The organism is Streptomyces sp. NPDC012835 (assembly GCF_042900885.1).
In the GTDB taxonomy this organism is placed as follows: domain Bacteria; phylum Actinomycetota; class Actinomycetes; order Streptomycetales; family Streptomycetaceae; genus Streptomyces.
Genome location: NZ_JBIBBW010000001.1, coordinates 504,455 through 528,391, shown reverse-complemented (window position 1 = coordinate 528,391; position 23,937 = coordinate 504,455). Strand labels below are relative to the sequence as shown.

Annotated in this window: 18 protein-coding genes; 5 read left to right on the top strand and 13 right to left on the bottom strand. The window is 72.6% G+C overall.

What is annotated here, in order from left to right; translation table 11 throughout:
* Positions 1 to 107 precede the first annotated feature (107 nt).
* Together ACFY6S_RS02140 and manD are read right to left on the bottom strand one after the other, a co-directional pair.
* Positions 108 to 1,601: a mannitol dehydrogenase family protein gene (locus ACFY6S_RS02140; RefSeq protein ID WP_388829528.1), complete on the bottom strand. Its 1,494-nt coding sequence runs from the start codon at positions 1,599 to 1,601 to the stop codon at positions 108 to 110.
* Positions 1,598 to 2,806, bottom strand: a complete 1,209-nt coding sequence (gene manD / locus ACFY6S_RS02135; RefSeq protein WP_388829525.1) for a D-mannonate dehydratase ManD — start codon at positions 2,804 to 2,806, stop codon at positions 1,598 to 1,600. The genes ACFY6S_RS02140 and manD overlap by 4 nt, the downstream gene beginning before the upstream one ends.
* 217 nt (positions 2,807 to 3,023) lie before the next feature.
* On the opposite strand from manD, the gene ACFY6S_RS02130 reads away from it, so the two are divergent.
* Complete coding sequence (locus ACFY6S_RS02130) at positions 3,024 to 3,737, top strand: GntR family transcriptional regulator (protein ID WP_388829522.1); 714 nt, start codon at positions 3,024 to 3,026, stop codon at positions 3,735 to 3,737.
* Between the two features lie 29 nt (positions 3,738 to 3,766).
* Here ACFY6S_RS02130 and ACFY6S_RS02125 read toward each other — a convergent pair whose 3' ends face one another.
* The gene (locus tag ACFY6S_RS02125; RefSeq protein WP_388829519.1) at positions 3,767 to 4,168 is read right to left on the bottom strand and encodes a DUF6221 family protein; all 402 of its coding nucleotides are present in this window, start codon (positions 4,166 to 4,168) and stop codon (positions 3,767 to 3,769) included.
* Positions 4,169 to 4,348: 180 nt separating this feature from the next.
* Between ACFY6S_RS02125 and ACFY6S_RS02120 the strand changes: the two genes are divergently transcribed.
* The 3 genes from ACFY6S_RS02120 to ACFY6S_RS02110 are packed head-to-tail and all read left to right on the top strand — an operon-like array spanning position 4,349 to position 6,692.
* Positions 4,349 to 5,029: an ABC transporter permease gene (locus ACFY6S_RS02120; protein ID WP_388829516.1), complete on the top strand. Its 681-nt coding sequence runs from the start codon at positions 4,349 to 4,351 to the stop codon at positions 5,027 to 5,029.
* Complete coding sequence (locus ACFY6S_RS02115) at positions 5,026 to 5,700, top strand: ABC transporter permease (RefSeq protein ID WP_388829513.1); 675 nt, start codon at positions 5,026 to 5,028, stop codon at positions 5,698 to 5,700. Before ACFY6S_RS02120 ends, ACFY6S_RS02115 begins: the two co-directional genes overlap by 4 nt.
* Positions 5,697 to 6,692 carry an ABC transporter substrate-binding protein gene (locus tag ACFY6S_RS02110; protein WP_388829510.1) on the top strand — a complete coding sequence of 332 codons (996 nt, stop codon included), beginning with the start codon at positions 5,697 to 5,699 and terminating at the stop codon, positions 6,690 to 6,692. The genes ACFY6S_RS02115 and ACFY6S_RS02110 overlap by 4 nt, the downstream gene beginning before the upstream one ends.
* A gap of 34 nt (positions 6,693 to 6,726) precedes the next feature.
* On the opposite strand, the gene ACFY6S_RS02105 is transcribed toward ACFY6S_RS02110, so the two are convergent.
* Positions 6,727 to 7,698, bottom strand: a complete 972-nt coding sequence (locus ACFY6S_RS02105; RefSeq protein ID WP_388829507.1) for an acetylxylan esterase — start codon at positions 7,696 to 7,698, stop codon at positions 6,727 to 6,729.
* Between the two features lie 216 nt (positions 7,699 to 7,914).
* Between ACFY6S_RS02105 and ACFY6S_RS02100 the strand changes: the two genes are divergently transcribed.
* Positions 7,915 to 8,577 (top strand): O-methyltransferase, encoded by a 663-nt coding sequence (locus ACFY6S_RS02100; RefSeq protein WP_388829505.1) that lies wholly within the window; start codon positions 7,915 to 7,917, stop codon positions 8,575 to 8,577.
* Positions 8,578 to 8,619: 42 nt separating this feature from the next.
* Here the strand turns inward: ACFY6S_RS02100 and ACFY6S_RS02095 are convergent, their stop codons facing one another.
* The 9 genes from ACFY6S_RS02095 to ACFY6S_RS02055 form a co-directional block, all read right to left on the bottom strand.
* A complete protein-coding gene (locus ACFY6S_RS02095) occupies positions 8,620 to 9,744 on the bottom strand; it encodes an HAD-IIIC family phosphatase (RefSeq protein WP_388829502.1) in 1,125 nt (374 codons plus the stop codon).
* Between the two features lie 32 nt (positions 9,745 to 9,776).
* On the bottom strand, positions 9,777 to 10,892 hold the full coding sequence (locus tag ACFY6S_RS02090; protein WP_388829499.1) for an acyl-CoA dehydrogenase family protein: 1,116 nt from the start codon (positions 10,890 to 10,892) through the stop codon (positions 9,777 to 9,779).
* Positions 10,885 to 11,184 carry an acyl carrier protein gene (locus tag ACFY6S_RS02085; protein ID WP_388829496.1) on the bottom strand — a complete coding sequence of 100 codons (300 nt, stop codon included), beginning with the start codon at positions 11,182 to 11,184 and terminating at the stop codon, positions 10,885 to 10,887. Before ACFY6S_RS02085 ends, ACFY6S_RS02090 begins: the two co-directional genes overlap by 8 nt.
* A complete protein-coding gene (locus tag ACFY6S_RS02080) occupies positions 11,181 to 12,074 on the bottom strand; it encodes a 3-hydroxyacyl-CoA dehydrogenase family protein (protein ID WP_388829493.1) in 894 nt (297 codons plus the stop codon). The genes ACFY6S_RS02085 and ACFY6S_RS02080 overlap by 4 nt, the downstream gene beginning before the upstream one ends.
* A 122-nt stretch (positions 12,075 to 12,196) precedes the next feature.
* Complete coding sequence (locus tag ACFY6S_RS02075; protein WP_388829490.1) at positions 12,197 to 13,306, bottom strand: Rieske 2Fe-2S domain-containing protein; 1,110 nt, start codon at positions 13,304 to 13,306, stop codon at positions 12,197 to 12,199.
* Between the two features lie 10 nt (positions 13,307 to 13,316).
* Positions 13,317 to 14,771 (bottom strand): cytochrome P450, encoded by a 1,455-nt coding sequence (locus ACFY6S_RS02070; protein WP_388829487.1) that lies wholly within the window; start codon positions 14,769 to 14,771, stop codon positions 13,317 to 13,319.
* A 17-nt stretch (positions 14,772 to 14,788) separates the two neighbouring features.
* Positions 14,789 to 15,802, bottom strand: coding sequence for a 3-oxoacyl-[acyl-carrier-protein] synthase III C-terminal domain-containing protein (locus tag ACFY6S_RS02065; RefSeq protein ID WP_388829484.1), 1,014 nt, complete (start codon positions 15,800 to 15,802; stop codon positions 14,789 to 14,791).
* 17 nt (positions 15,803 to 15,819) lie between these two features.
* Positions 15,820 to 21,873: an SDR family oxidoreductase gene (locus ACFY6S_RS02060; RefSeq protein ID WP_388829481.1), complete on the bottom strand. Its 6,054-nt coding sequence runs from the start codon at positions 21,871 to 21,873 to the stop codon at positions 15,820 to 15,822.
* The gene (locus tag ACFY6S_RS02055) at positions 21,870 to 23,366 is read right to left on the bottom strand and encodes an acyltransferase domain-containing protein (RefSeq protein WP_388829478.1); all 1,497 of its coding nucleotides are present in this window, start codon (positions 23,364 to 23,366) and stop codon (positions 21,870 to 21,872) included. Before ACFY6S_RS02055 ends, ACFY6S_RS02060 begins: the two co-directional genes overlap by 4 nt.
* Positions 23,367 to 23,937: the final 571 nt, after the last annotated feature.

The following is a 23,937-nucleotide window of genomic DNA, read 5'->3' as shown; positions in this document are numbered from 1 at the left end:
GTGCTCAAGAGCGGGAACGGGGGCTTGCGGTAAGGCGGGGGACGGGGGTGAGCAGCAAAGGGGCTCGGATGGAGGGGCGCGGGTGGAGAGCGGGGCGCGGAGTGCGGTCAGATCTCGACCCGGCCGGCCCGCAGCGCGGGGAGCCGGGCGGTGACGGCCCCGACCAGCGCGGCGTCCTCGGCCAGGTCCGCCGCGCCGACCACCCGCAGCAGCCGCCGTACGGTGTCCTCGGTGTCCGGCACGCCCTGCCGTCCGGCGCTCAGCGCGCCGGCCGCCGGGTCGCTCGTCCCGTACAGCTGGCCACCGTCGAGGCCCGGGCGCGTCGCGTGTACCCAGCCGGCGAGGGCGAGTTCGAGCACCGGGGTGCTCGCCGAGGCGGAGCGCAGCGCGCGCAGCGCGTCGAACCACCGCTCGGGGATCTTCAACGAGCTGTCGGAGCCGATCTGTTGGAGCAGATGGCGCATCGAGGGGTTGCGGAAGCGCTTCACGAGATCGTTCGCGTAGGCCGCCGGATCGGGGCCGCCGGCGGGCAGGGTGGGCCCGACCTCGGCGCACAGGCCCCGTACGAGCCGCTCGCCCCAGTCGGTCGACAGGGCGTCGGCGACGGTGCCGCACCCCGTCGCCGCGCCCAGGTGGGCGAGGGCGGAGTGCGCTCCGTTGAGCAGCCGCAACTTCGTGAGCTGGTACGGCACCACATCGGCGACGAACAGCGCGCCGTCGAGTTCCCACGGCGGGCGCGGCGCCGCGAACGAGTCCTCCAGGACCCAGCTCCGGTACGGTTCCCCGACGACCGGTACGCCGTCGCGCACCCCGAGCGCCGCCTCGGCCGCCCGCCGGTCCGCGTCGGCCGTCGCGGGCACGATCCGGTCGACCACGGTCGCCGGGAAGGCCACCGAGCCCGCCATCCAGTCGAGCACCGCCTGCCGCGCGGGCCAGGAGGACGCCGCGACGAAGCCGCGTACGACCGTGGCGAGCGCGGCGCCGTTCGCGGCCATGTTGTCGCAGGAGACGAGGGTGACCGGCGCGCCTCCCGCGCGCATCCGCGCGGCGAGCCCGGCGGCGATCCGTCCCACGACCGTGGTGAGGTCGCCGCCCTCGGGCGCCGCGAGGTCCCGGGCGATCTCCGGCGCCGAGGTGTCGAGTTCACCGGTGCCGGGACGGCGGTGGTGCCCCTTCTCGGTGATGGTCAGTGTCACCGCCGTGACCTCGGGGGAGGCGAGCAGCGCGTCGATCCGTGCGGCGTCCCGCCGCATCGCGAGCACCTCCGTCACCGATCCGACCACCCGCGTGGCCGGCCCCTCGGGGCGGCGTTCGGTCACCGAGTAGAGGCAGTCCTGTGCCCGCATCGCCGCCACCGTGGCGGCCGAGCGAGGGGCGACCGCGACGATTCCCCACGGTTCGCCGGAGCGTGCCGAGGCCCGCTCGGTGTAGACGGCCTGGTGCGCCCGGTGGAAAGCGCCGAGGCCGAAGTGGACGGTACGGGGCCGCAGTTCGCGCGGATCGACGGCCGGGCGCAGTTCGGGCGCGAGCCGGCCGAGCGTGGCACGTCCCAGCGGCGGCGGTGCGGCGGCGCCCGGCACGGACGAAGTCGTCCCGCTCACCAGTCGTGCACCGACCCGTCGAGTCGGCGCGCCACCGGCAGATAGCGCGCCTGGTACGGGAACCGCTCGGCCGCCTTCTCGTCGTAGGAGACACCGAGGCCCGGTTCCTCCGACGGGTGCAGCATGCCGTCGGCGAAGGTCACCCCGCTGCGGAAGACCTCGGCGGTCTCGTCCGCGTGCCCCATGTACTCCTGGATACCGAAGTTGGGCACGCTGATGTCCACATGGACGGCGGCGGCCAGTGAGACCGGCGAGAGATCCGTCGCCCCGTGCGAGCCGGTCCGCACCTGGTAGAGCGCGGCCAGATCGAAGATCCGGCGCAGATGGGTGATGCCGCCGGCGTGCACGACGGTGGTGCGCACATAGTCGATGAGCTGCTCGGTGATCAGGTGCTGCACGTCCCAGATCGACGTCAGCACCTCGCCGACCGCGATCGGCGTCGTCGTGTGCTGCCGGATCAGCCGGAACGCCTCCTGGTTCTCGGCCGGGGTCGGATCCTCCATCCAGAACAGCTCACTGTCCTCGACGCGCTTGCCGAAGCGGGCCGCCTCGATGGGCGTGAGCCGGTGGTGCACATCGTGCAGCAGATGGAAGCCGAAGCCGAAGCGCTCGCGCACCGCCTCCAGATACGTCGGCGCGAACCGCAGATACGCCCCGGTGTCCCAGGGCTGCTCGTCGGGCAGCGAGGTCGCGGCCGGCTCGTACACCTTGCCCTTGCGCACCCCGTAACTCCCGCCGACGTCCGGTACGGCGGCCTGCGCGCGTACGGCCTTGTAGCCGAGGGCGAGGAACCGTTCGACGTCGTCCAGCAGCGAGGGGACATCCGTACCGCTGGCGTGCGCATAGACCAGGACGCCGTCGCGCGAGCGGCCACCGAGCAGCTGGTAGACGGGCAGGCCGGCGACCTTGCCCTTGATGTCCCACAACGCGGTGTCGACGGCGGCGATCGCGGTCATGGTGACCGGACCCCGGCGCCAGTAGGCGCCCCGGTACAGGTACTGCCACATGTCCTCGATGCGCGCCGGGTCCTTGCCGATCAGCAGCGGGACGAGATGGTCGCGCAGATAGCTGGCGACGGCCAGCTCCCGTCCGTTCAGGGTGGCGTCGCCGTGGCCGGTCACCCCGTCCGACGTCGTGACGCGCAGGGTGACGAAGGTCCGTCCGGGGGAGGCGACGAACACCTCCACACGTTCGATCTTGCTCACAGGTTCACTCCTTCGGACGTTCCTGACCGTGCCGGCCCGGCCGGGCGCGGGAGACCGCCACTGGTCGACACGACTGGTATACAAGCACTGGTCGCGAAGAGAAGCAATACATGTGCGGCACCGCACGGAGCGGGCCGCGGCGGCATCGCCTCGCAGGTCGGCGCGTGCTCCGGACGGGAGTGCGGCCACGGAGCACCCGCCCCGATACGATGAGCGCATGGCTCAATCGAACCGGCGCAGCACCAGCCGCCGCGCCGTCTACACGACGTTGCGCCGCAAGGTCCTGACCCTTGAGTTCCCGCCGGGCTCGGCCCTCTCGGAGAACGAACTCGCGGCATCCCTCGGCGTGAGCCGCACCCCGGTCAGGGAGAGCCTGATCCTGCTGTCCGAGGAGGGCCTCGTCCAGGTCTTTCCGCAGGTCGGATCATTCGTCTCGCGTGTCGACCCGGCCAAGGTCGCCGACGCGCAGTTCCTCCGGGAGGCGGTCGAGCTGGCCTCGCTCGAGGACCTCCCCGCCGAGCTGGACCCCGAGCTGGTCGCCGAGCTGCGGCGCAATCTGGAGGCGCAGCAGCGGCCCGGCCTGGACCTGGAGGGCTTCTTCGAGCTGGACGAGGCGTTCCACCAGTGCCTGCTGCGCCTGAGCGGGCACGGCAGCGCCTGGGCGACGGTCGTCTCCGCCAAGGGACATCTGGACCGCGCCCGCCGGCTCGGTCTCTACGACACCGCCTCGTCGTCCGGCTTCGCCGCCCAGCACGTCGAGATCCTCGACGCGGTACTGGCGGGCGACGTCTCCATGGCCAGGGCGGCGATGCGCGCCCATCTGCGGGCGGTGTTCGACGACGTCGAGCGCATCAGAGCGCGCTCACCCGAACTGTTCGCCACGGACCCGGGAACCGTCCCCGTCCGGCGCAACATCGTCGTCTGGGAGTGAGCTCCACCCCTCCGCCCGCCACCGGGCCGTCACTGGAAGAACCTCGGCAGCCAGCCCGCCCGGTACTCCGGGTGCCCCGCGTGCTCGGCCGCCAACTGGCGTACGACGAAACCGAGCCCGACCGCCCGGCCCGCCCGGAACGTCTGGTCGGGGCGGTCCACGTCCAGCGCGGCCACCTCCTCGTACTCGTCGACGAGCACCCGGCTGGTCTCGATCCTGCGCAGGGTGTGCGCCGGGTCCTGGTACGCGGCGTGCCGGTCGTAGCCGAACCCCTTCAACGTGAACGCGACCGTGCCGTTGGCGTCGTGCACCTCGCCCGGCAGATCGGGCGGGCAGCGCCAGGAGTCGGCGCCCGCCGCCCGCGCGATCGCCTCCTCCTCGTCGAGCCGGGCGCGTACGAAAGCCATCAGGGCGGCGTTGGGGTTCTTCATCAGGGTCCGGTCCTTCACTGCCGTCACCGTCGCGGGCCCAGGCCCGCACCGGTGCTGTTCGTCCAGCTCAGGATGGCGTACGGCGGCCCTCCGCGTCTCCTCGCCGCTCCCTGTCGGCCACGCGCCCCGGACGGCCCAGCAGGACGGGCCGCCGCCGGGGATAGCGTCTGGAATGGACGGGTGACCGCGCCTCCGGACGACTGCCTCGCGCGCAATGACTGGATCTGCGGAGCCTATCTCTCCAGCCGCCGCGCGATCCTCTGGGACGCGGTCCTCCAGCACCTCCAACTGACCTTCTCCGCCGTCCTGCTCGGCCTGCTGATCGCCGTCCCCCTCGCCCTCGCCGCCCGCCGGTGGAACTGGGCGGCCGGCCCCGTCCTCGGCGTCACCACCGTGCTCTACACCATCCCCTCCCTGGCGATGTTCTCCCTGCTGCTGCCGGTGTACGGACTCTCCGCCTCGCTGGTCGTCGCGGGACTCGTCCTGTACTCGCTGACCCTGCTCGTGCGGAACATCCTCGCGGGTCTGCGCGCCGTGCCCGAGGAGACCCGGCAGGCCGCGCGCGGACTGGGATACGGGCCCGTCCGGCTGCTGCTCGCCGTCGAGCTGCCGCTCGCGCTGCCCGCGGTCATGGCCGGCCTGCGGATCGCGACCGTCTCCGCCGTCTCCCTCGTCACCGTCGGGGCGATCGTCGGCCACGGCGGCCTCGGCAATCTCATCTACGCCGGGATGAACACCTTCTTCAAGGCCCAGGTCCTCACCGCCTCCGCCCTGTGCGTCCTGATCGCCGTCGCCGCCGATCTGCTGCTGCTCGGCCTGCAACGGCTCCTCACCCCCTGGACCCGCGGGGCGGCCACATGAACACGCTCACCGCCGCCTGGTCCTGGCTCACCAGCGCCGCCCACTGGCCCGGGCCCGACGGCATCGCGAGCCGGCTCGGCGAACACCTCTTCCTCACCGCCGTCTGTCTCGCCCTCGGCTGCGCGATCGCCCTCCCCGTCGCCCTCGTCCTCGGGCATCTCGGCCGGGGCGGCGCCCTCGCGGTCAACATCTCCAACGCCGGCCGGGCCGTCCCCACCTTCGCCGTCCTCGTGCTGCTGCTCCTCACCCCGGTCGGGGGCCACGGCCAGTGGCCGACGATCATCGCGCTGGTCCTGTTCTCGATTCCGCCGCTGCTCACCAACGCCTACGTCGGGATGCGAGGAGTCGACCAGGACGTCGTCCGGGCGGCGCGCGGCATGGGAATGACCGGCGGCCAGCTGCTGCGGCGGGTCGAGGTACCGCTGGCCCTGCCGCTGATCCTGACCGGGGTACGGATCGCCGCCGTCCAGCTGGTGGCGACCGCGACGCTCGCGGCGCTGGTCGGCGGCGGCGGCCTCGGCCGGATCATCACCGCCGGATTCAATCTCGCCGACACCCCCCAGGTGGTGGCGGGGGCGGTGCTGGTCGCCGTGTTCGCGCTGCTGGTCGAGGCGGTCTTCGTCCTGGTGGGGTGGGCGGCGCCGCGCTGGGTACGGGGCCGGTCCGGATGAGGCCGGCGCCGCGCACCCGTACCCGTGTCCGGGGACGCGCGTCCGCCGGCCGGCGGACGGCCGTCGTCCCGGTCCTGGCGCTGCTGCTGACCGCCGGCTGCGCCACCGGACCCTCATTGGAGCACCGGGGCGCCGTCACCGCGCCGCCGGGTGACAGCAGGCATCTGACCATCGGCTCCGCCGGATTCACCGAGAGCGATCTGCTCGCCCGGATGTACGCGCTGCTGCTGAACCGCGCCGGATATCACACCGAGATCCTCTCCGTGACCAACCGGGAGATCTACGAACCGGCCCTGGAGAGCGGCCAGATCGATGTCGTCCCCGAGTACGCGGCGACCTTCGCCGACTGGCTCGCCGCCAGGGCGCGCGGCCCCGGCTCCCCGGCGGGTTCACCCGATCTGGGCGCGACGATGAAGGCGCTGCGCCCGCTGGCCGCCGCGCGCGGCCTGGCCGTCCTCGACCCCGGCCGCGCCACCGACCAGAACGCCTTCGCGGTGGCCGCCTCCTACGCCCGCGAACACCGGCTCAGAACCCTGAGCGATCTCGGCGCGTCCGGGCTGCCGGTGCGGCTCGCGGCCGGAGACGAATGCGTACAGCGCCCCTACTGCGAGCCGGGGCTGAAGAAGACGTACGGCATCCGCGTCACCGGCATCGACCCCAAGGGCGTCGGCACCACCCCGGCCAAACAGGCCGTGCGCGAGGGTCAGGACCAGATGGTCCTGACCACCACCACCGACGCCACACTCGACCAGTTCGGGCTGGTGCTCCTCGCCGACGACAAGCACCTCCAGAACGCCGACTACATCGTTCCCGTCGTCAACCGCGCACGGGCCGGCGGACCGGGGATCGTCCGCACGCTCGACCGGCTGAACACCGTACTGACCACCGAGGATCTCGCCTCGATGAACCAGCGGGTCGACGACTGGCGCCGGCTGCCGGAGGACGTCGCCACGGCGTATCTGGAATCCAAGGGGCTGCTCCCGGCCGGCTGATCACCCCGGACCACCGCAGGTTTCCCAGGAGTTGTCAGGGCGTCAGCCGGGCCGGAAGCCAGGCCAGTTGAGCGGCCGACTGGTACGCCTCGCCGCCCTCGTGGTCGTTGAAGTGGTACACCTCTATCGACTTGTCCCGGTGCGCGTAGGCGTTGAAGGCGGCGAAGACCGTCGAGGGCGGGCAGGTCTCGTCCTCCAGCGCCACGGAGAACAGCGCCGGGGCCCGCCCGCGCGCCGCGAAGTGCACCCCGTCGAAGTAGCTGAGGGTGCGCCGGGTCCGCTCCGTACGGTCGCGGAAGGTCTTCAGATAGCTGCCCACCTCACGGTACGGATGGCGATCGGTGAACGTCGTGGCGCGCGGGAAGTCGCACAGGAAGGGCACGTCCGCCGCGACCGCCGACAGATCCGGCACCAGCCCGGCCACCGCGAGGCTGATACCGCCCCCCTGACTCGCCCCCCGTACCGCCGTGCGCTCCGCGTCGATCAGCGGATGGGAGCGGGCCGCCTCCACCGCCCGCACCGCGTCCGTGAACAGCCGCCGGTAGTAGTAGGTTTCGGGCTCCTCGATGCCCCGGGTCATGAAGCCGGGGAACGAGGGGGCGCTGCCGACCGGATCAGGGGTGTCGCCGCCGTTCCAGCCGGCGCCCTGGCCCCGGGTGTCCATCACGAAGTGCGCGTACCCGGCGGAGCCCCAGAGCAGATGCGTGTGCGGCAGCCCGCGCCCCCCGCCGTACCCGAGGTACTCCACGACCACCGGCAGCGGTTCACGCGCCCCCGCCGGCAGCACCAGCCAGCCCTTGACGGGGTGGCCGCCGTAGCCCGCGAAGGTCACGTCGAGGACCTCCAGCGTCGTCAGCGCCGTGGACACGGGCCGGAAGCGGGCGTCGAGGTCGTGACCGCGCGCCTCGTCGAGCGTCCTGGCCCAGAACCGGTCGAAGTCGTCCGGCTCCACGGACGCGCTCCGGTAGTCGCGCAACTGGTCGAGGGGCATGTCGGTCAGGGACATAGGAGGACCGCCTTCGTGAGGATCGGCCGGAGGCGCGTCAGGACGCCCGGCGATCACACCGTACGGGCGCGGGCGGGCCGGCAGAAGACCACGCGGGGCCACGCGCACCGACCGCGCGGAGCCCCGGCGAAAGGCCCTGGATCCGGCCGAGTTCGGGCCCGGTGGCACGACTGTGCGCCATTGAGGTTCGACGGGCGGTCATCTAGAGTTTTCGCCATGGCGAATCAGATCGCAGCCGGGCCGGACATTCTGGAATACGTCAGGGATTTCTCGCTCAGGGAAGACGGTATTCTGCGCGATCTGCGCCTGGCGACCGCGGAATTGCCCGGCGGGGAAGCGATGCAGGTCATGGCCGAGGAAGGACAGTTCCTCGCCATTCTGGTCGCGGCGACCGGCGCCGCCGACGTACTGGAGATCGGCACCTTCACCGGTTACAGCACTCTGTGCATGGCGCGTGCCCTGCCGCCGCACGGGCGTCTGGTCACCTGTGACATCAGCGACCGGTGGCCGGAGATCGGTGCTGATTTCTGGCGTCGCGCGGGTGTTTCCGAGCGAATCGAACTTCGCGTCGGTCCGGCGGCCGAAACTCTGGAGGAGATGATTGCCGACGGCCGGTCCGACAGTTTCGGTCTTGTTTTCATCGATGCCGACAAGGCGAATTATCCGCGCTACTACGAGCTGGCATCGCGGCTCGTACGGCCGGGCGGGCTGATCGTGGTCGACAATACGCTTTTCTTCGGCCGGGTCATCGATCCGCTGGCCGAGGACGCGGACACCGCCGGTGTCCGTGAGGTCAATGCCAGAATCCGGGACGACCACCGGATGGACATCTGCATGCTCCCGGTGGCCGACGGCATCACGCTGGTCCGCCGGAAGTGACCACCCCCGGTCCGGGGGCCCCGCGGGCCCGGCCCCGAGCCGTCACGCCCGGTCCGGGGGACCGGCGCCGGCCGGCACCCGGCCGGTCAGGTCCGGCGCGATCAGCCGGACCGTGGTGGGGGCGGCGCGGCGCTCGGGGACGAGATGCAGCAACTGGACGTCCTCGGCCGCCTCCGGCGAGGCGGCGCCCCGGCAGTCGCAGGGCCCCTCGTCGAAGCCGGCGAACCGGTAGGCGATCTCCATCATCCGGTTGCGGTCGGTGGCCCGGAAGTCCGCCAGCAGATGGACACCGGCCCGGGCGGCCCGGTCGGCCAGCCAGTTCAGGATGATCGTGCCGGCGCCGAACGCCACGACCCGGCAGGAGGTGGCGAGCAGTTTGAGGTGCCACACCCGCGCGTGCCTGCGGAGCAGCAGCACACCCACGGCACCGTGCGGCCCGAAGCGGTCGGTCAGCGTGGTGACCAGGACCTCGTGGCCGGGTCGGGTGAGGAGGGAGCGCAGCACCTCGTCCGGATAGTGCACACCGGTCGCGTTCATCTGGCTGGTGCGCAGGGTGAGTTCCTCGACCCGCGACAGCTCGTCCTCGGTGGCCCGCCCGATCCGCATCACCATGTCCAGCGAGCGGAGGAAGTCCTCGTTCGAGCCGCCGAACCGCGCCTGCTCGTCCGTCCGCCGGAAGCCGGCCTGATACATCCTCCGGCGCTGTCGCGCGTCGGCGGTCACCGATCTCGGGCTGAACTCGGGCAGGCCGAGCAGCGTCGCGGCCTCCTCCGCCGGGTAGCAGCGCACGTCCGGAAGGTGGAAGGCGACCTCGGCCCGCTCGGCCGGCTGGTCGTCGATGAAGGCGAGGGCGCCGGGCGCGAAGTCCAACCGCTCGGCGATCCGCCCCACCGCCTGCGACTTGGGCCCCCAGCCGATCTCCGGCACGACGAAGTAGTCGGCGACGCCGAGTGCCTCCAGCCGGGCCCAGGCGAGATCGTGGTCGTTGCGGCTGCACACCGACTGGAGCACCCCGCGCGCGTCCAGACCGACGATCACCTCGCGCACCGCCTCGGACAGGACGACCTCGTCGTCCTCCAGCAGCGTGCCCCGCCAGAGCGTGTTGTCGAGGTCCCAGACCAGGCACTTCACCGGCGCGGACGGGACCGCCGGGGCGGTGTCGCTCATGTTCGGCTCCTTGTCAGGACGTTGCGCGGCGGTCACGAAAGGGGCCGCCGGCTGAGCGCGTGGTCGGCCAACATCAACTGGCACACCTCGGTGCTGCCTTCGATGATCTCCATGAGCTTGGCGTCGCGGTACGCCCGCGCGACGACGTGACCGTCCCGCGCCCCGGCCGACGCCAGCACCTGCACAGCGGCGGCCGCGCCCTTGGCCGCGTGCTCGGCGCTGACGTACTTCGCCAGTACGACGGCGGCGGCCAGGTCGGCGGCGTTCTCGTCCCAGCAGCGACTGGCGTACTCGCAGGCCCGGGTGGCGACCTGCTCGGCGGTCCACAGGTCGGCCAGATGCCGGGCGACGAGCTGGTGCCGCCCCAGCGGCCGGCCGAACTGGTGCCGGGTGTTGGCGTGTTCGACGGCCGCAGCCACACAGGCCCGCAGGATGCCGACGCACCCCCAGGCGACGGAGAGCCGGCCGTAGGCCAGGGCCGTCGTCACGAGCAGCGACAGCGGCTGCCGGCCGCCGCCCAGCAGGCTGCCGAGCGGCAACCGCACCTCGTCCAGCCGGAGGTCCGCGTGCCCGGCGGCCCGGCAGCCGAGCGGATCGGCCAGCCGCCGCACCCGGACCCCGGGGGCGGACCGGGGCACCACCACCACGGCCCCTTCCTCCCCCATCCGCGCGACCACCAGGAAGAAATCGGCGTAGTCGGCGGCGGTCACCCACTTCTTGCGGCCGCTGAGCGACAGGGTGTCCCCCTCGACGGTGACCGTGGTGGTGACGGCCGACAGGTCGCTGCCCGCCTGCGGTTCGCTGAAGGCCACGGCCGCCGTGTCGCCCGAGGCGAGCCGTGGCAGCAGCTCCGCCGCCTGCTCCGGGTCACCGAGCCGCTCGACGGTCCACGCGGCCATGCCCTGCGAGGTCATGACGCTCCGCAGCGAGCCGCACAGACCGCCGACATGGGCGGTGAACGCGCCGCTGTCCGCGCTGTTCCATCCCGGTCCGCCGTACTCCGCCGGCAGCTGGGGGGCGAGCTGCCCGGCCGCCCCGAGCTTCCGCACCAGGTCCTCGGGCAGCCGGCCGGCCCGGTCCCAGTCGCCCGCGCGGTCGCCGACCAGCTCGGTGACCGCCGAGGCCGCCGCGGCGACGGCCTCACGCACCGGTGCCCCCGGAGGCCGGCTGCCGGAGCCGTTCGACCAGGTCGGTCATCCGCCCCACGGTGCGGAAGTTGTCCATCCGCAGGTCGGCGCCGCGCACGGCGATGCCGTACGCCCCCTCCAGATGCACCACCAGCTCCATGGCGAAGAGCGAGGACAACCCTCCGGAGCCGAAGACGTCCGCCTCGGCCGTCCAGGCCCTCCCCGTACGCTTCTCCAGGAACCGCAGCAGGTCCGCCTGTACGGTGCCGGGGCCGCCGGTGGGCTCCACCGGCCGGTCGGATGACGTGGTCATGCCTGTTCTCCCTCGTACTCGTAGAAGCCGCGCCCGCTCTTGCGGCCGAGGTGGCCGGCCCGCACCATCTCCAGCAGCAGGTCGCAGGGACGGCAGCCTTCGTCGCCGGTCCTGCCGTACAGCACCCGGAGCGAGTCGACCAGGTTGTCCAGTCCGATGAGGTCGGCGGTGCGCAGCGGGCCCGTCGGGTGCCCCAGGCATCCCCGCATCAGGCGGTCGACCGACTCGGCGCTCGCGGTACCCGCCGCCACCACCCGCACCGCGTCGTTGATCATGGGGTGCAGGATCCGGCTGGTGACGAACCCCGGCGCGTCCTCGACCACGATCGGCTGCCGGCGCAGCGCGGCGAGCAGGCCCCGCAGCGCGTCCAGGGTGGACTCGCCGGTGTGCGTGCCCCGGATGACCTCGACCGTCCGGATCAGATAGGGCGGATTCATGAAATGGGTACCGATCAGATCCCCCGGCCGGGCCGTCGTGCGGGCCAGTTCGTCGATGGGAATCGCCGACGTGTTGGAGATGATCGGGGTGCCCGGCGCGACCAGCGCCGACACATCGGCGAGGACCTTCGCCTTGGCGTCCGGGTCCTCGGTGACCGCCTCGATGACCGCCGCGGGCGCCGCGCCGTCCGCCGCCACCAGCTCCGCGAGCGACAGGCCGGTCAGGAGAGCGCCGTCGACGGCCCCGTCCGGCAGCGCGCCCATCAGCCGTGCCGTCCGCACCTGGTGGCCGATCCGCGCCGGGGCCCCGTCCAGCCGGCGCCGGTCCACGTCGATCAGCGACACCGTGATCCCGTGCCCCACCGCCAGCGCGGCGATGCCCGACCCCATCACCCCCGCTCCGAGCACCGCCAGTCGCCGCCCGGCCCAGGGAGTACCGTTCTCCGCTGCCATGTCGCCTCTCTTTCGGTCCCGGCCCGGCAGGCCGGCCGCCGGGCTCTGTCGACACACGGTGATCGCCGGCGACAGCGGCCCCGGGGCGGAATCGGCGCCACCCCGGACCGTCGCCCCGGCGCTCACTCCTCCGCGCCGCTCACCTCGGTCCTGGGGGGCCGCGACGGCACGAAGCCGTCCGCGGGTTCCGTGTAGAACTGCTTCGCCCACTGCCGGTACCGGCCGATCGGACCGTCGCCCCTGGCGAGCTTCGGCTGCTCGACGTGCTCCTGGTGGTGCCACATCAGCAGATCCGCGCCGGTGTCGACGCTCGCCACCCGCTGGAGGACGGAGCTGAGCAGCCGGGCGACGGGCATCGCCGCGGCGCGCCCGATCCTGTCGGGCACACCGGGGACGCCGGTCAGCTCCAGCTTCGTGCCGAATCTGAGCTGGATGCGCCCCGGTCCTGTCGCGGTCGCGTGGAGCATCACATAGAGGTTGCCCGCGCCCCGGGGCAGGGGCGTCCGCGCCGCGATGGTGGCCAGTCCGATCACGGTGAGCGTGTAGGACTGGCGCAACCCGCGCATCATCGTGCCGCGGGCGGTCGCGGTGACGGTGCTGACCTGCTCCCCGGCCACCGGCGCGCCCTCGATGTCGAGGCCCTTGAGCCCGTGCAACGCCGGCAGATGCCCCCAGTCGAAGGCGTTCTCGATGACGTCCTGCGGGTGACCGGCGATGTCGAAGGTGTCGTGGCTGTACGGTTGCCGGTCGTCCATGGGGAAGGCCGGGATCTCCCACCGCGGCGGCAGCCCGAGCGCGTGCCACCACACGTAGACGGAGCCGTTGACCTCGCACACGGGATACTGCGCCAGCGACGCCTTCGGCGGTGGTCTGTCGTAACCCGTGCGCACACAGGTACCGGCGGGGTCGAAGGCGAACCGGTGGAACGGGCAGACGATGTCCTCGCCCTCGACCGATCCGCCGACCCCGAGATGCGCTCCCAGATGCGGGCACTGCGGCCGGACGGCCCGCAGCACCCCCTTGGCCGTCCGGTAGAGCACGACCTCCGCGCCCGCGAGCGGACGGGTGGTGACGGCCCCGGGCCGCACCTCGTCGGAGAAGGCCAGACAGAACCACCCGTTCGGGTAAGGGCGGGACGGAGCGTGCAGGGTGTCGGCCGGGACCGGGTGGAACCGGCCGACCTGCCGGGAGCGGAGAAGCTGTTTCACCAGGGGCTTCAAGTGAGGCTTCATGGCATCCCTCCTAGTGCTGCGCCGGGCAGGCGGCGCCGCCCGGCCGCGTGGTCGGCCGGTCGGAAGCGGACCGGGGCGCTGCCACCTGCATCTCGGCGCCATCGGCGCCGCCCGTCCGCCGCTCCCTGAGCCGCAGGTTCAGTCCGCGCGAACTCAGGCTGGTCTCCACCTTGGGCCGGAACGGCTCATCACCGACGGGGGTCAGCTCCCAGCGGGTGACGACCGCGGTGAGGGCCAGGATGGCCTCGATGAGGGCGAACTGGTCCCCGATGCACTTGCGCGCGCCGGCGCCGAACGGGATGTAGGCGGCCCGGTCGGGCTGACCGTCGAGCCAGCGGTCCGGGTCGAACCGGTCGGGCTCGTTGTACAGGTCGGGGCGGCGGTGCAGAAGGTACGGACTGAGCACGATGGTGCTGCCGCTCTTGAGCCGTACCCCGCCGAGTTCGGCGTCCTGCCGGAGCCGGCGGGTCATCATCCACGCGGGCGGGTACAGCCGCAGCGTCTCGGTCACCACGCGCGAGGCCAGACCGAGCGAGGGCAGGTGCGCCGGATCGAGCTTCTCGCCCGCCAGGACGTTGTCGGTCTCGACCTGGAGGCGGTGCTGGACATCCGGGTTCGTGGCGAGCAGGTGCAGCGCCCAGGCCAGCGTGATGGCCGTCGTCTCCATCCCGCCGAGGAAGAACGTGAGGGCCTCGTCGGCGAGTTCGGCGTCGCTCAGCTGCTGCCGGCCGGCCTCGCTCTCCTCGTCGACCGCCGCCACCAGTGTGGAGAGCAGGTCGGCGTGGTCGGTCGGATCGGCGCGCCGCTCGGCGATGATCTCCGCGATGGTGGCCGACAGCCGGTTACGGGCGCGGTCGTAGCGCCGCTTCTGCGGAGTCGGCAGCTGCCGCAGCACGCCGGGGGTCATCATCCGGCGGAAGAACGCGCTGACGATGACGGCGGTGTCGGCCAGGGACCTGCGCATGGTCTCCGCCGGCAGCGCGCCGCTGAACATCGTCTGCATGGTGGCCCGCGTCGTCAGCGTCATCATCTCCTGGGTGATGTCGAGGACATCACCGTCCCGCCAGGACGCCGCCTTCAGTTCGGCCGCCCGCGCGAACACCGCCCCGTACCCGGGCATCCGGGTGGGGTGGAACGACGGCTGGCACAGCCGCCGCTGCCGCCGGTGCAGCGGGTACGAGCAGGTGGACAGGCCGTCGCCGATGACCTCGCGGATCCGGTCGTAGATCGGGCCGCCCTTGTCGAAGACGCGGTCGTTCAGGAACACCTGACGCGTCAGGTCCGGATCGCAGACCATGACGGCGGAACTCGGACCCAGCCGGACGCGCACCAGCTCCCGATAGCCGGACAGCGACATGATGAACGCCAGCGGATCGCGGAGCAGGGGCAGGGCGTGGCCCAGCAGCGGCAGGGCCCGCGGAGCGAGCGGAACCGACGCGTCGGTCGCCGTACTCGTGTCTGTCATGGACAACCTCATTCTGTTCACTGACGGCCGGCCGGTGCCGGGGCGACAGGGTCGCGGGTGATCTCGATCAGCGCGGTGGTCCAGCGGAAGCCGACCCCGAAGCTCACGACGAGGACGTGCTCTCCGGCCCGCAGCGCGCCGGAGCGGAATGTCCGGTCGAGGGCGAGCAGGACATCGGACGGGCCGGCGTGGCCGAGGTGCCGGCCGTAGGTCCAACTGGTGTCGTCGGCACGGAGGCCGAGCGGTGAGCCGGCGAGCAGCAGGTCGAGCACGATCGACCCGATCGCGATGGGCACCACGTGCGAGATGTCCGCCGGCGCCACGGCGGCCTCGTCGAGGACGGTCCGGATGCAGCGGTGCGTGGCCCGTCCCAGCACGTCGATGTGGGGCATGAACCCGGTCTCCTCGACGGGGGCCCGCCGCGCGGCGCCGGTGTGGCCCTCCCTGGCCCGCGTCTGCGCCTCCAGTTGTGGCTCCGTGACATGGGCGGTCGCCACCAGACGGGCGAAGCCCGTCCCCCGCGTGAGGACGGCGGCGGCCCCGGCGTCACCGGCCACGTATCCCAACTCCCGCGCATATCCCCACCGTTCGTCCGGGAAGCGAGTTCCGGTCGTGACCAGCGTGGCTTTCGCGTGCGGCCGGGCGGCGAGGTGTTCGGCCGCGGTGACGAGTGCGGCCGCCCCGCCGTCACTGGCGGCACCGATCTCGATCCCGGCGGTGTCCTTTCCCCCGAGCACCCGCATCAGATAGGCCGCGGGCGTGTAGTGGTCCCCGTCCTGGAAGCCGGCGTGCGCGATCAGGCTCAGGTCGGCACTGGCGACGTCCGCCCGGCGCAGTGCCTTGAGGCCGGCCCGGGCCGCCATCTGCGTCGCCGTGTCGTCCTTCGAGACGGCGGCGGAGGTGAATCCGTTGAGCGCCAGGGCGGAGGGCGGTCCGGCGCCGGGTCCGCCCCGCGGTCGGTGCTCGTACTCGGGCCTGATGGGGGGTACCCACGCGCCGGTCCCGGCGATCGTGATGTCCTGCCACAACACTGCTGTCTCCTCGGCTGTCACGAAAGGGGCGGCTGGAGGACGCCGGGACGGGGCCGGATCAGTTCTCCGCTGTGGTCCAGGGCGTGCGCGCTGACCCCGGCGATCCGGGCCAGCACCCGGCCCCCACCGGTCACGGCGGTCAGGTCCCCGGTGGCGAAGTCGCAGTGCAGCCGGATGACCGGGTTCTCCTCGCTGAGCCGGCAGTCGTTGCCCGGCCCGCTGAGATCGACCTGGTCGAGGCCGGCCATCGGGCCGACCGACGGCGGGGTGTCCCCACGCGGCGGCAGCAGCAACAGGTGCACCATCGCGTCCAGCAGGATCGTCGGCACCGTCATCCCGGCCAGCGCCGGGGCCCAGGCGGCGTGGTCGAGGGCGAACCCGGCGCTGTTCCCGTCCGGCCCGCGCGCGTAGTCGCTGGTGCCGGCGAACGGGCCGGTGAGCGAGATCGGCGGATCGGGGGAGTAGACCGGCATGACGAAATCGGGTTCGGGCTCGTGGGAGGAGCTGTCGGGCGGCGCCGGGAGCGCGGGGAAGCGATTCGCCAGTACGACCGTCGTCTCGCACAACAGGTCGTTGAAGCGCAGTACCTTGCCGTTCCTGCCGACCCGATGCGCCGTCATCCTGACGGCCACCTCGGCCCGGTCCCGCTCCCGGCTGGTGACCCGGGCCTCCACCGTGACGGTACGCGGCGGCCCGGCGAGCCTGACCGTGATCGACGCCCGGCAGGCGAGAGTGCGGAACCCGGTGACCACGAGGCCGGGACAGAGGGCCGAGGCCGCGCCGGCCGCGGCTTCGAGGGTGAACGTACCGGGCAGCGTGTACTCGCCGTTGACCCGGTGGTGGCGCATCCACCGTCCGTCCCGCTCGGCCAGGGTGCGCGGGTCCCAGGTCTTGGTGAAGACCGCCCAGCGCCCGCCGCGGTACAGCACACCGTCGAGCAGCGGTGTGGTCAGCGCCGGGTCCGGCACGGCGGGCGGCGGCGCGTCCGGGGCGGGGAGCCGCGGTTCGCCGGAGGAACCGTGGGTGCTGATCCCGCGCCGGTCCAGCAGGACGCGTTCCTCTTCCCGGATGAAGAACGTCACCCCACTGGCCGGCGGCCTGGTCACGGCGGAGAGGAACTGCGCGCAGCCCTGCGCGGTGCTGATGTAGGCGTCCATGTGGTTGCGTTTGAGGGTCTCCCGCATGGAGACGCTGCTGGCCACACCGACCTCACGCCAGCCGCTCCAGAGGACCGCGATCTCCTGATGCCCCCGAGGTCCGTGCCGCTGGGCCCAGGCGCTGGCGTACGCGAGATACTCGTTGACGGCGCAGTAGTCGATGTCACCCGGCGCGGGGGCGAGCGTGGCCAGGGTGCTGAAGTTGCACCAGATCCGGGGCGTGTGGCCGGCCAGGGCCCGTTTGAGGTTGCGGTAACCGGTGGCCTTGGTGGCCCGGACCGCTCGGAAATCGGTCAGCGTCTTGGCGTGCAGGACCCGGGAGCGCAGGTCGAGGACGGTGTTGATGAGCAGGTCGATCCGGCCGTGCCGGCCGAGGATCTCCCCGAGGACCGCGTCGGTGCGCTCGGCGTCGAGAATGTCGCAGACCCGGTGGTGGACACGGTCGGGGCCGCACAGCTCGGTCAGCCGCCGTACCGTACGGCTCACCTCCAGGCGGGCCTCGGCCTTCTGGTAGGTGGCCCGCAGTTCGCCCAGGGACGCGTCGGGGCGCCTGCGGCGTTCGGCGGCGATGAACTCGGCCTGCGGCGGCAGCGCGTCGCCGGTCTCCGGCAGCGGGGTGCGGCCGATGACGTACACATGGGGCCGGTCGCTGGTGCGGGCGACGGCGTGCAGCAGCTCGGGGGTGATCCCCCGGGCGCCTCCGAAGGCGACCACGACCGAGCCGGGCGGCAGCGTGGCTTCTTCCGCCGGTGGCGGCGGAGCGTGGTCGTCGGCGACGGCCAGGGCGGACCAGTCGCCGCCACGGCAGGCCAGTGTGTGCGTGGGCACCTCGGCGGTGGCCGCCCGCGCCAGCTGGTCCAGGGCGGTCGCCGGGTCGGGGGCGTCGCTGAGCAGGGCCACCCCGCCGCACTGCGGGACCTCGGCGCGGACGGACCGGACGAGGCCGGTGAACAGCCCGCTCAGCGGCGGCGGCAGGTCGTCCGGCAGGGCTCCGAGCAGGACGGCGCTGACGGAGCCGCCGGAGCGCAGCGCGGGCAGCGCCGCCTGGAGTGTGGTGAAGGTGAGGTCCTGAAGATCTTCCAGCCGGGTGGCCTCGGCCTCGTCGGCCGCGTCGTCGTGCACGGGCAGCCGGGACAGGATCCGGACATGGCGGGGGACGAACGGCAGGTCGGTCAGGGCGCGGAGCGCGTTCTCCGGCGGGACGTGGGTGGCGGGTCCGGGCCGTGGGGACCAGACGGCGATGTCCGGGCCGGCCGCGGCGGCGGCGAGATCCGGGGTGTCGGTGAGGACGATGGTGCCCGGCGGGATCGGCGGCGCGGCCGAGTCCCCCCGGGGCGGGGGCATCGGGACGAGCCGGAGGGTCTGGCGGCGGCCGGTGAAGTCCTCGGTGTGTTCCGGCCCGGCCGGGGCGGGCCCGGTACGCTCCGGCGCGTCGTGCGCGGCCGGTTCCACCGCTTCCCCGGCCGGGTCGTGCTGCCGGGGGCCGGCCGGTCCGGTGAACCGGATCAGCGGTGATCCGGGCGCGGCGGGGGCCACGACGGTGTCCGTTCCCGTGACGACGCCCTTGACCACCGCCAGCAGGGCGTCCAGCGACAGGTAGGTGTGTCCGGCGTCGGACAGCACGGGAAGGGAGTGCGCGGGGGCGGCCGGGTGCGCGAGGCCGGCGTGGTCGACCTCGGTGGAGAGCGAGCCCAGGACGGGCAGGTGGTGCTCCAGCGCGGTGGAGCGCCGGGTGACCGCCAGGACGGCGGCACCTTCGGCGATGGACCTGCCATCCGGCACCAGACCGGTGAGATGGCGGTTCCAGCCGCTGATCGGCCGCAGGCACACCGCGCCGATCAGGGCGAGGTCGCAGGCCCGGTGCCGGAGCTGACGCAGGGCCAGGTCGACGGCGGTGTGCGCGGAGTCCCGGTGGGAGTAGACGCTGGCTCCCAGGGCCTGGAAGTCGTAGTAGTTGGCGGCCCGGCCGGACAGGATGCAGGAGACCGCTCCGGTGAAGTCGTCCTCGTTGAGGCCGCCGGGGATCACCCCCTCGGCCTCCGCCATCCCCTTCGCGAGGTATTCCTTCAGCGTCCGCGCCTGTACGGGGTCCGGCAGGATGTCGAAGGTGGTGGCGCACTCACCGGCGTGCACCCGCAGCGCGGCCCGGGTGTTGTGCGTGGTCGGCAGTGTCGAGCCCACCACCACCGCCGTGCTGGGCCGCAGGCTGGTGCCCGGCTCGCCGAGCCGGTCCAGCAGCGGGCCGAGGACCTGGAGCATCATCAGGTGGGCGGCGTCCATGTGACGCATCGTCAGCGGCGGGATACGCACCTGACGCGGGGACGGCAGCGGGTACGGCGTGCCGAACCCGGCGTCCGGGAGCGGCCCTTCACCGCGCAGCCACGCGGGCACCCGGGCGGGCTCCAGGCCGGGCAGGTGGGTGTTCCAGCCCACCACGACCAGCTCCTCCGTGTCGGTGCGCGCGTCACCGCCGCGCCGTCGCGCGGGCGCGGCGGCCGGCACCCGGTCGGAGAGGATCACGTGCGCGTCCGCTCCGCCGAGGCCGAACGACGAGATCCCGACCGTGCGCGGCCGTGCGCGGTCCGTCGGCCAGGGCGCGTCCTCGACCGGTACGGTCAGCCGTTCGCCCCCGCCCAGCAGCGGATGCGGATCGGTGACCACGGGCTGGCCGGGGACCGCCCCGCGTTCCAGGGCGACCAGCGCGTGGGCGACCGAGACCAGGCCCGCCAGCACCCCGGTGTGTCCGAAGACCTGCTTGTTCGACGTCAGCAGGCACGCCTGCTTCCGCGGCCCCAACCGGGAGAGCAGCGACCGTAGTTCGATCTCGTCGCCCACCGGTGTGCCGGTGCCGTGCGCCACGACCCAGTCCACGTCGTCGGCCTCCACGCCCGCGTCGGCCCAGGCCCGGCCGATCGCCAGCTCCTGGCCGCGGGTGGCCGGGGCGTGGATGCCCTTTCCCCGGCCGTCGGCGGCGAGGCCGGTGCCCCGGACGACACCGAGCACCGGGTCGCCGTCCGCCACGGCCCGCGCGTACGGCTTCAGGGCGATCACGACGGCGCCCTCGCCGACGAGGGTCCCGTCGGCGGCCCGGTCGAAGGGGCGTACCCGGCCGCTCATCGAGATGCCCTGGGCCCGGCAGAAGAGGGTGAACCCGATCGGCTCGATCACCGATGTACCACCGACCAGCGCCACGTCGCAGGAGCCCTCACGCAGCGCCTTGACCGCCGCGTCCAGGGCGAACAGTCCGCTGGCGCAGGCCGCGTCCAGGGTCAGGTGCTGTGAGTCGGCCGGGATCAGCCCGCGCAGCGCGTCGCGGGAGACGGAGGCGGGCAGATACGCCTGCGGATTGCCGCCGTCACCTCCGTAGTGGGCGCTGATCGCGTGGTCGGCCAGCTCGGCGAGCCAGTCACCGTCCTGGCCCGCGGGGACCGCCTCGCGCACCATGCGCCGGTACTCGTCGCCCAGCACGACCCCCTGGGGGCCGAGCCCCGTCTGGTCGTGGATGCCGGTGGTCGCGGCGAGCCAGCGGTCCGCCGGGCGCCGGCGGACCCCTGCCAGGGCCTGGACGGTGCAGTGCCGCAGCCATCGTGTGGTCCTGGGCCACCCGGGGTGGCCGGCGTTCCCGTCCGGTTCGGCGATCGAGGCCGGGTCGGGGACGAAGCCGTGGAGGTACCCGGCCTCACGGACGTAGAAGGAGTCGGTGTCCTCCCGGGTGGGCGCCCAGAAGTGCTTCAGGTCGAAGGCGGACGGCTCGCTGGAGAGCAGGACGCCCTCCCGCAACCGGTCCCAGAACTCCGCCGTGTTGTTCGCGCCGGGCAGGGCGAGGCCGAGACCGACGACAGCGACGGCTCCGGGGTCCGTCCCCCGCTCCGGGCCCGGCGGCGCGGCGGGTACGGGGGCGGGAGCCGGTAAGGGCGCCGGGCGGGCGGCCGCCGGGTGTTCGGGGGCGGACCGGCCCGGCTCGGGCGACATCGCCACGACGGAGGCGGGGACGGGGGCCGGTGCGGGCGCCGGGTGGACGGCCGGCTGTGGCCGAGGGGCGGGCCGGCTCGCTTCGAGCGGCGCCTTCACCGCCGTCGCCGCCGGCTGGTTCCGGGCCGGACTCACCCGGTCCGCCAGCCTGCTGTGCAGCCGCAGCCCCTGCATCCCGCCGATGCTGATGCCGCCGTCGGCGACGATCGTCTGACCGGTGATGAAACCGGCGTCCTCGTGCAGGAGGTGGACGATCAACTTGGCCGCGTCCGGCGTCGAGAGGGTACGGCGCATCAGCTCGTCGGCCCTGGCCGGGTCGCCGAGCGCCGCCGCCGGGTCGTCGAGATTGACGACGATCTCACTGGCGATGGAGCCCAGCAGCACCGTGTTGACCCGGACGCCCTGATCGACCAGTTCGAGCGCCAGATAGCGCACCAGCGACTCCAGGGCACCTTTGGTGACACCGCCCGGGCCGTATCCCGGAACCGGCTGGTGTGCCCCGACGCTGGACAGACAGAGGATGCTCGCGCCCGCTCTGCCCTTCATCAGCTCGGCCGCCCGGCGCGAACAGTGGTAGGCCCCCATCACATTGGTGGACCACGCCCGCTGCCAGTAGGTGTCGTCGATGTCGAACAGAGGCAGGAAGGCCCCGCCCGCCGCGTTGTTGATCAGAATGTCCAGACCGCCGTGCCGCTCCTGGACCAGATCGAACATCCGGTCGACCTCGCTGGTCTTGGCCACCGAGGCACGGATGAACTCGCAGCTGTGACCGGCCTCTTCCAGCTCCGCCCGCAGCGACTTCGCCTGATCGACGGAGTGGAAGTAGTTGACGATCACGTGGGCACCGCCCTGCGCCAGGCGGCGGACGATGTCCGCGCCGAGGCTTTTCGCGGCCCCGGTCACGAGCGCGACCCGGCCCCGCAGGCCGTCCGTTGAGGTCATCGCCCGGTAGCCTCCGCCCGCGCTCGCACAACGGTCTCCGCGATCCGCCGCAGCGTGCCGACGGTCAGCAGGGAGGAGTCCGACCGCAGATCGGGCAGTCCGAACCGGTCGGACACCCGGCCGAGCAGGACGACCTGTTTGAGCGACTCCACGCCCAGCTCGGACTCCAGGCCGTCGTCCTCACCGAGGAGGTCCGGCGGGTAGCCCAGGAAGTCGCCGTAGATCGTTCGCAACTCGGTCAGGACCGTTTCGTACTCCGCTCCGGCGGGAGCCGTCGAGCCGACCGGGGCGACGGCGACAGCGGCGACCGCCACCGGAGCGGCCACGGCCTGAGCCACCGACGCCGCCCGGGCCGCCGGCGCGGACGGGGGAGTGGGATCCGTGGGAGGAGCGGAGGAGAGGGGAGGAGCGGAGGACAGGGGGGTCGACGGGACGGGCGCCGCGGCCGGAAGCACCGGAACCGGAGCGGCCGGGGTGGGCGCGCCGACCCGCGCGGCGGGAACCGGCCTGTCGCCCGAGGGCGCCGGCGGGCGCGGGCGGAACGAGCCGATCTCGGCGGATTCGGCGAGCAGCGCCCTGACGGCTTCGACCGGGTCGCTCTCGCTCAGCGGGACGACACACTGCACGCCCGGGATCGACGCCTCGACGAACTTGGTGACGACAGGCCACTCCCCGCACTCCACGAAGGCATCGGCGCCCGCCGCGTGCAGCTCACGGATCGTGTGCAGCATCCGGACCCGGGCCGTGAGCGCGCCCGCGACCAGGTCGACCGGGTCGTCGTCGCCGATGTCCCGCCCCAGCCAGGGCGAACACACGCGCCAGCGCCCGGCGCCGTACGGAACTCGTGGCGCGGTGGCCCGCAGATCCCGCGCGGCCTGCGCCATCGCCGGGGTATGGGTCGGATGCGGGACCTCCAGGGGCAGGCTCGGCCAGCCGAGCGCGTCAGCCACCCGCTCCACATGCTCGATCAATGCCTCCGGACCGCTGATGACGCTCTGCCGAGGGGCGTTCTCGCAGGCGAGTACCAGGTGGGGATGGCTGATCAGCCCGGCGAGCGACTCCGCCCGGCGGCCGTCCACACCGACCGCGATCATCTTTCCGCCCCAGCTCTGCCGGGTCAGCACCTGGGACCGGGCCACGGCCAGGCGCGCGGCGTCCTCCACGGAGAGGTGACCCGCGGCGGCCAGGGCCCACAGCTCCCCGATGCTCTGCCCGACGATCGCGGTGGGCCGGACACCCTCGGCGATCAGCATGTGGTGCGTCGCGATGCTGACCGCGAAGATCTCCAGATACTGCACCTCCGGGCCGCGCCGGTCGCTGGTGTCGTTGTGCTCGATCAGCCGCGTGCTGATGTTGGGAAGTTCCATTTCCCGTGCGGCCTTGTCGATGCGGGACAGTGTTTCCCGTACGGACTCGTAACGGTTGTGGAAATCGCGGAGGACGCCCCCTCGCGGGGCTGCCACCGTGCCGGGCATCACAAAGACGGAATTCACCACGTGCATCATCCTCATCTCCGCCCCGGCCGCCGGTGATGTCGCCTCGGCCGGCCGGGAGTCTGGAACGCCGGGACGGCGCGACGAAATCGACGGCATACGTCCACTTGCTTCGCTGTATCCGAGCGGCGGCTTCAGCGAAATACCGACCCTGCCCTCCTGTCGCTGAGTGCCGTCCCGCCAACGCACGACCCTGCACAGGGGATTGCCTGCCGAGCGGGGACGCCATTCAAGGTAGTCGCGCCTCTTCTTGAGGGTCAACGATCTTGGGGAATTAGTTTCAGCCTAAAAGGATCGAGTTTATTATTTGCCAATCATGTAACAGCGGACGGCGATTGCGGTCTTGTCGTGCGGAGGGGTCTCGTGCAAGCCGGGGTCGGCTGATGGTGAACTCGATCTGCGTAGCGCCTGTTTCGATCGGACATGGCCAGATGTTCGAATGTAACGGACACAGGTTTTGAGCACTTCGCGACGAGGGATTTGGCCGGGATCGGGTGCTGGGGCCGTGCCCGTATGGTGAATGCTCGGCGAGCTGTGTAAAAGGCGTGGCGCATGGGGCTGGATATTCCTC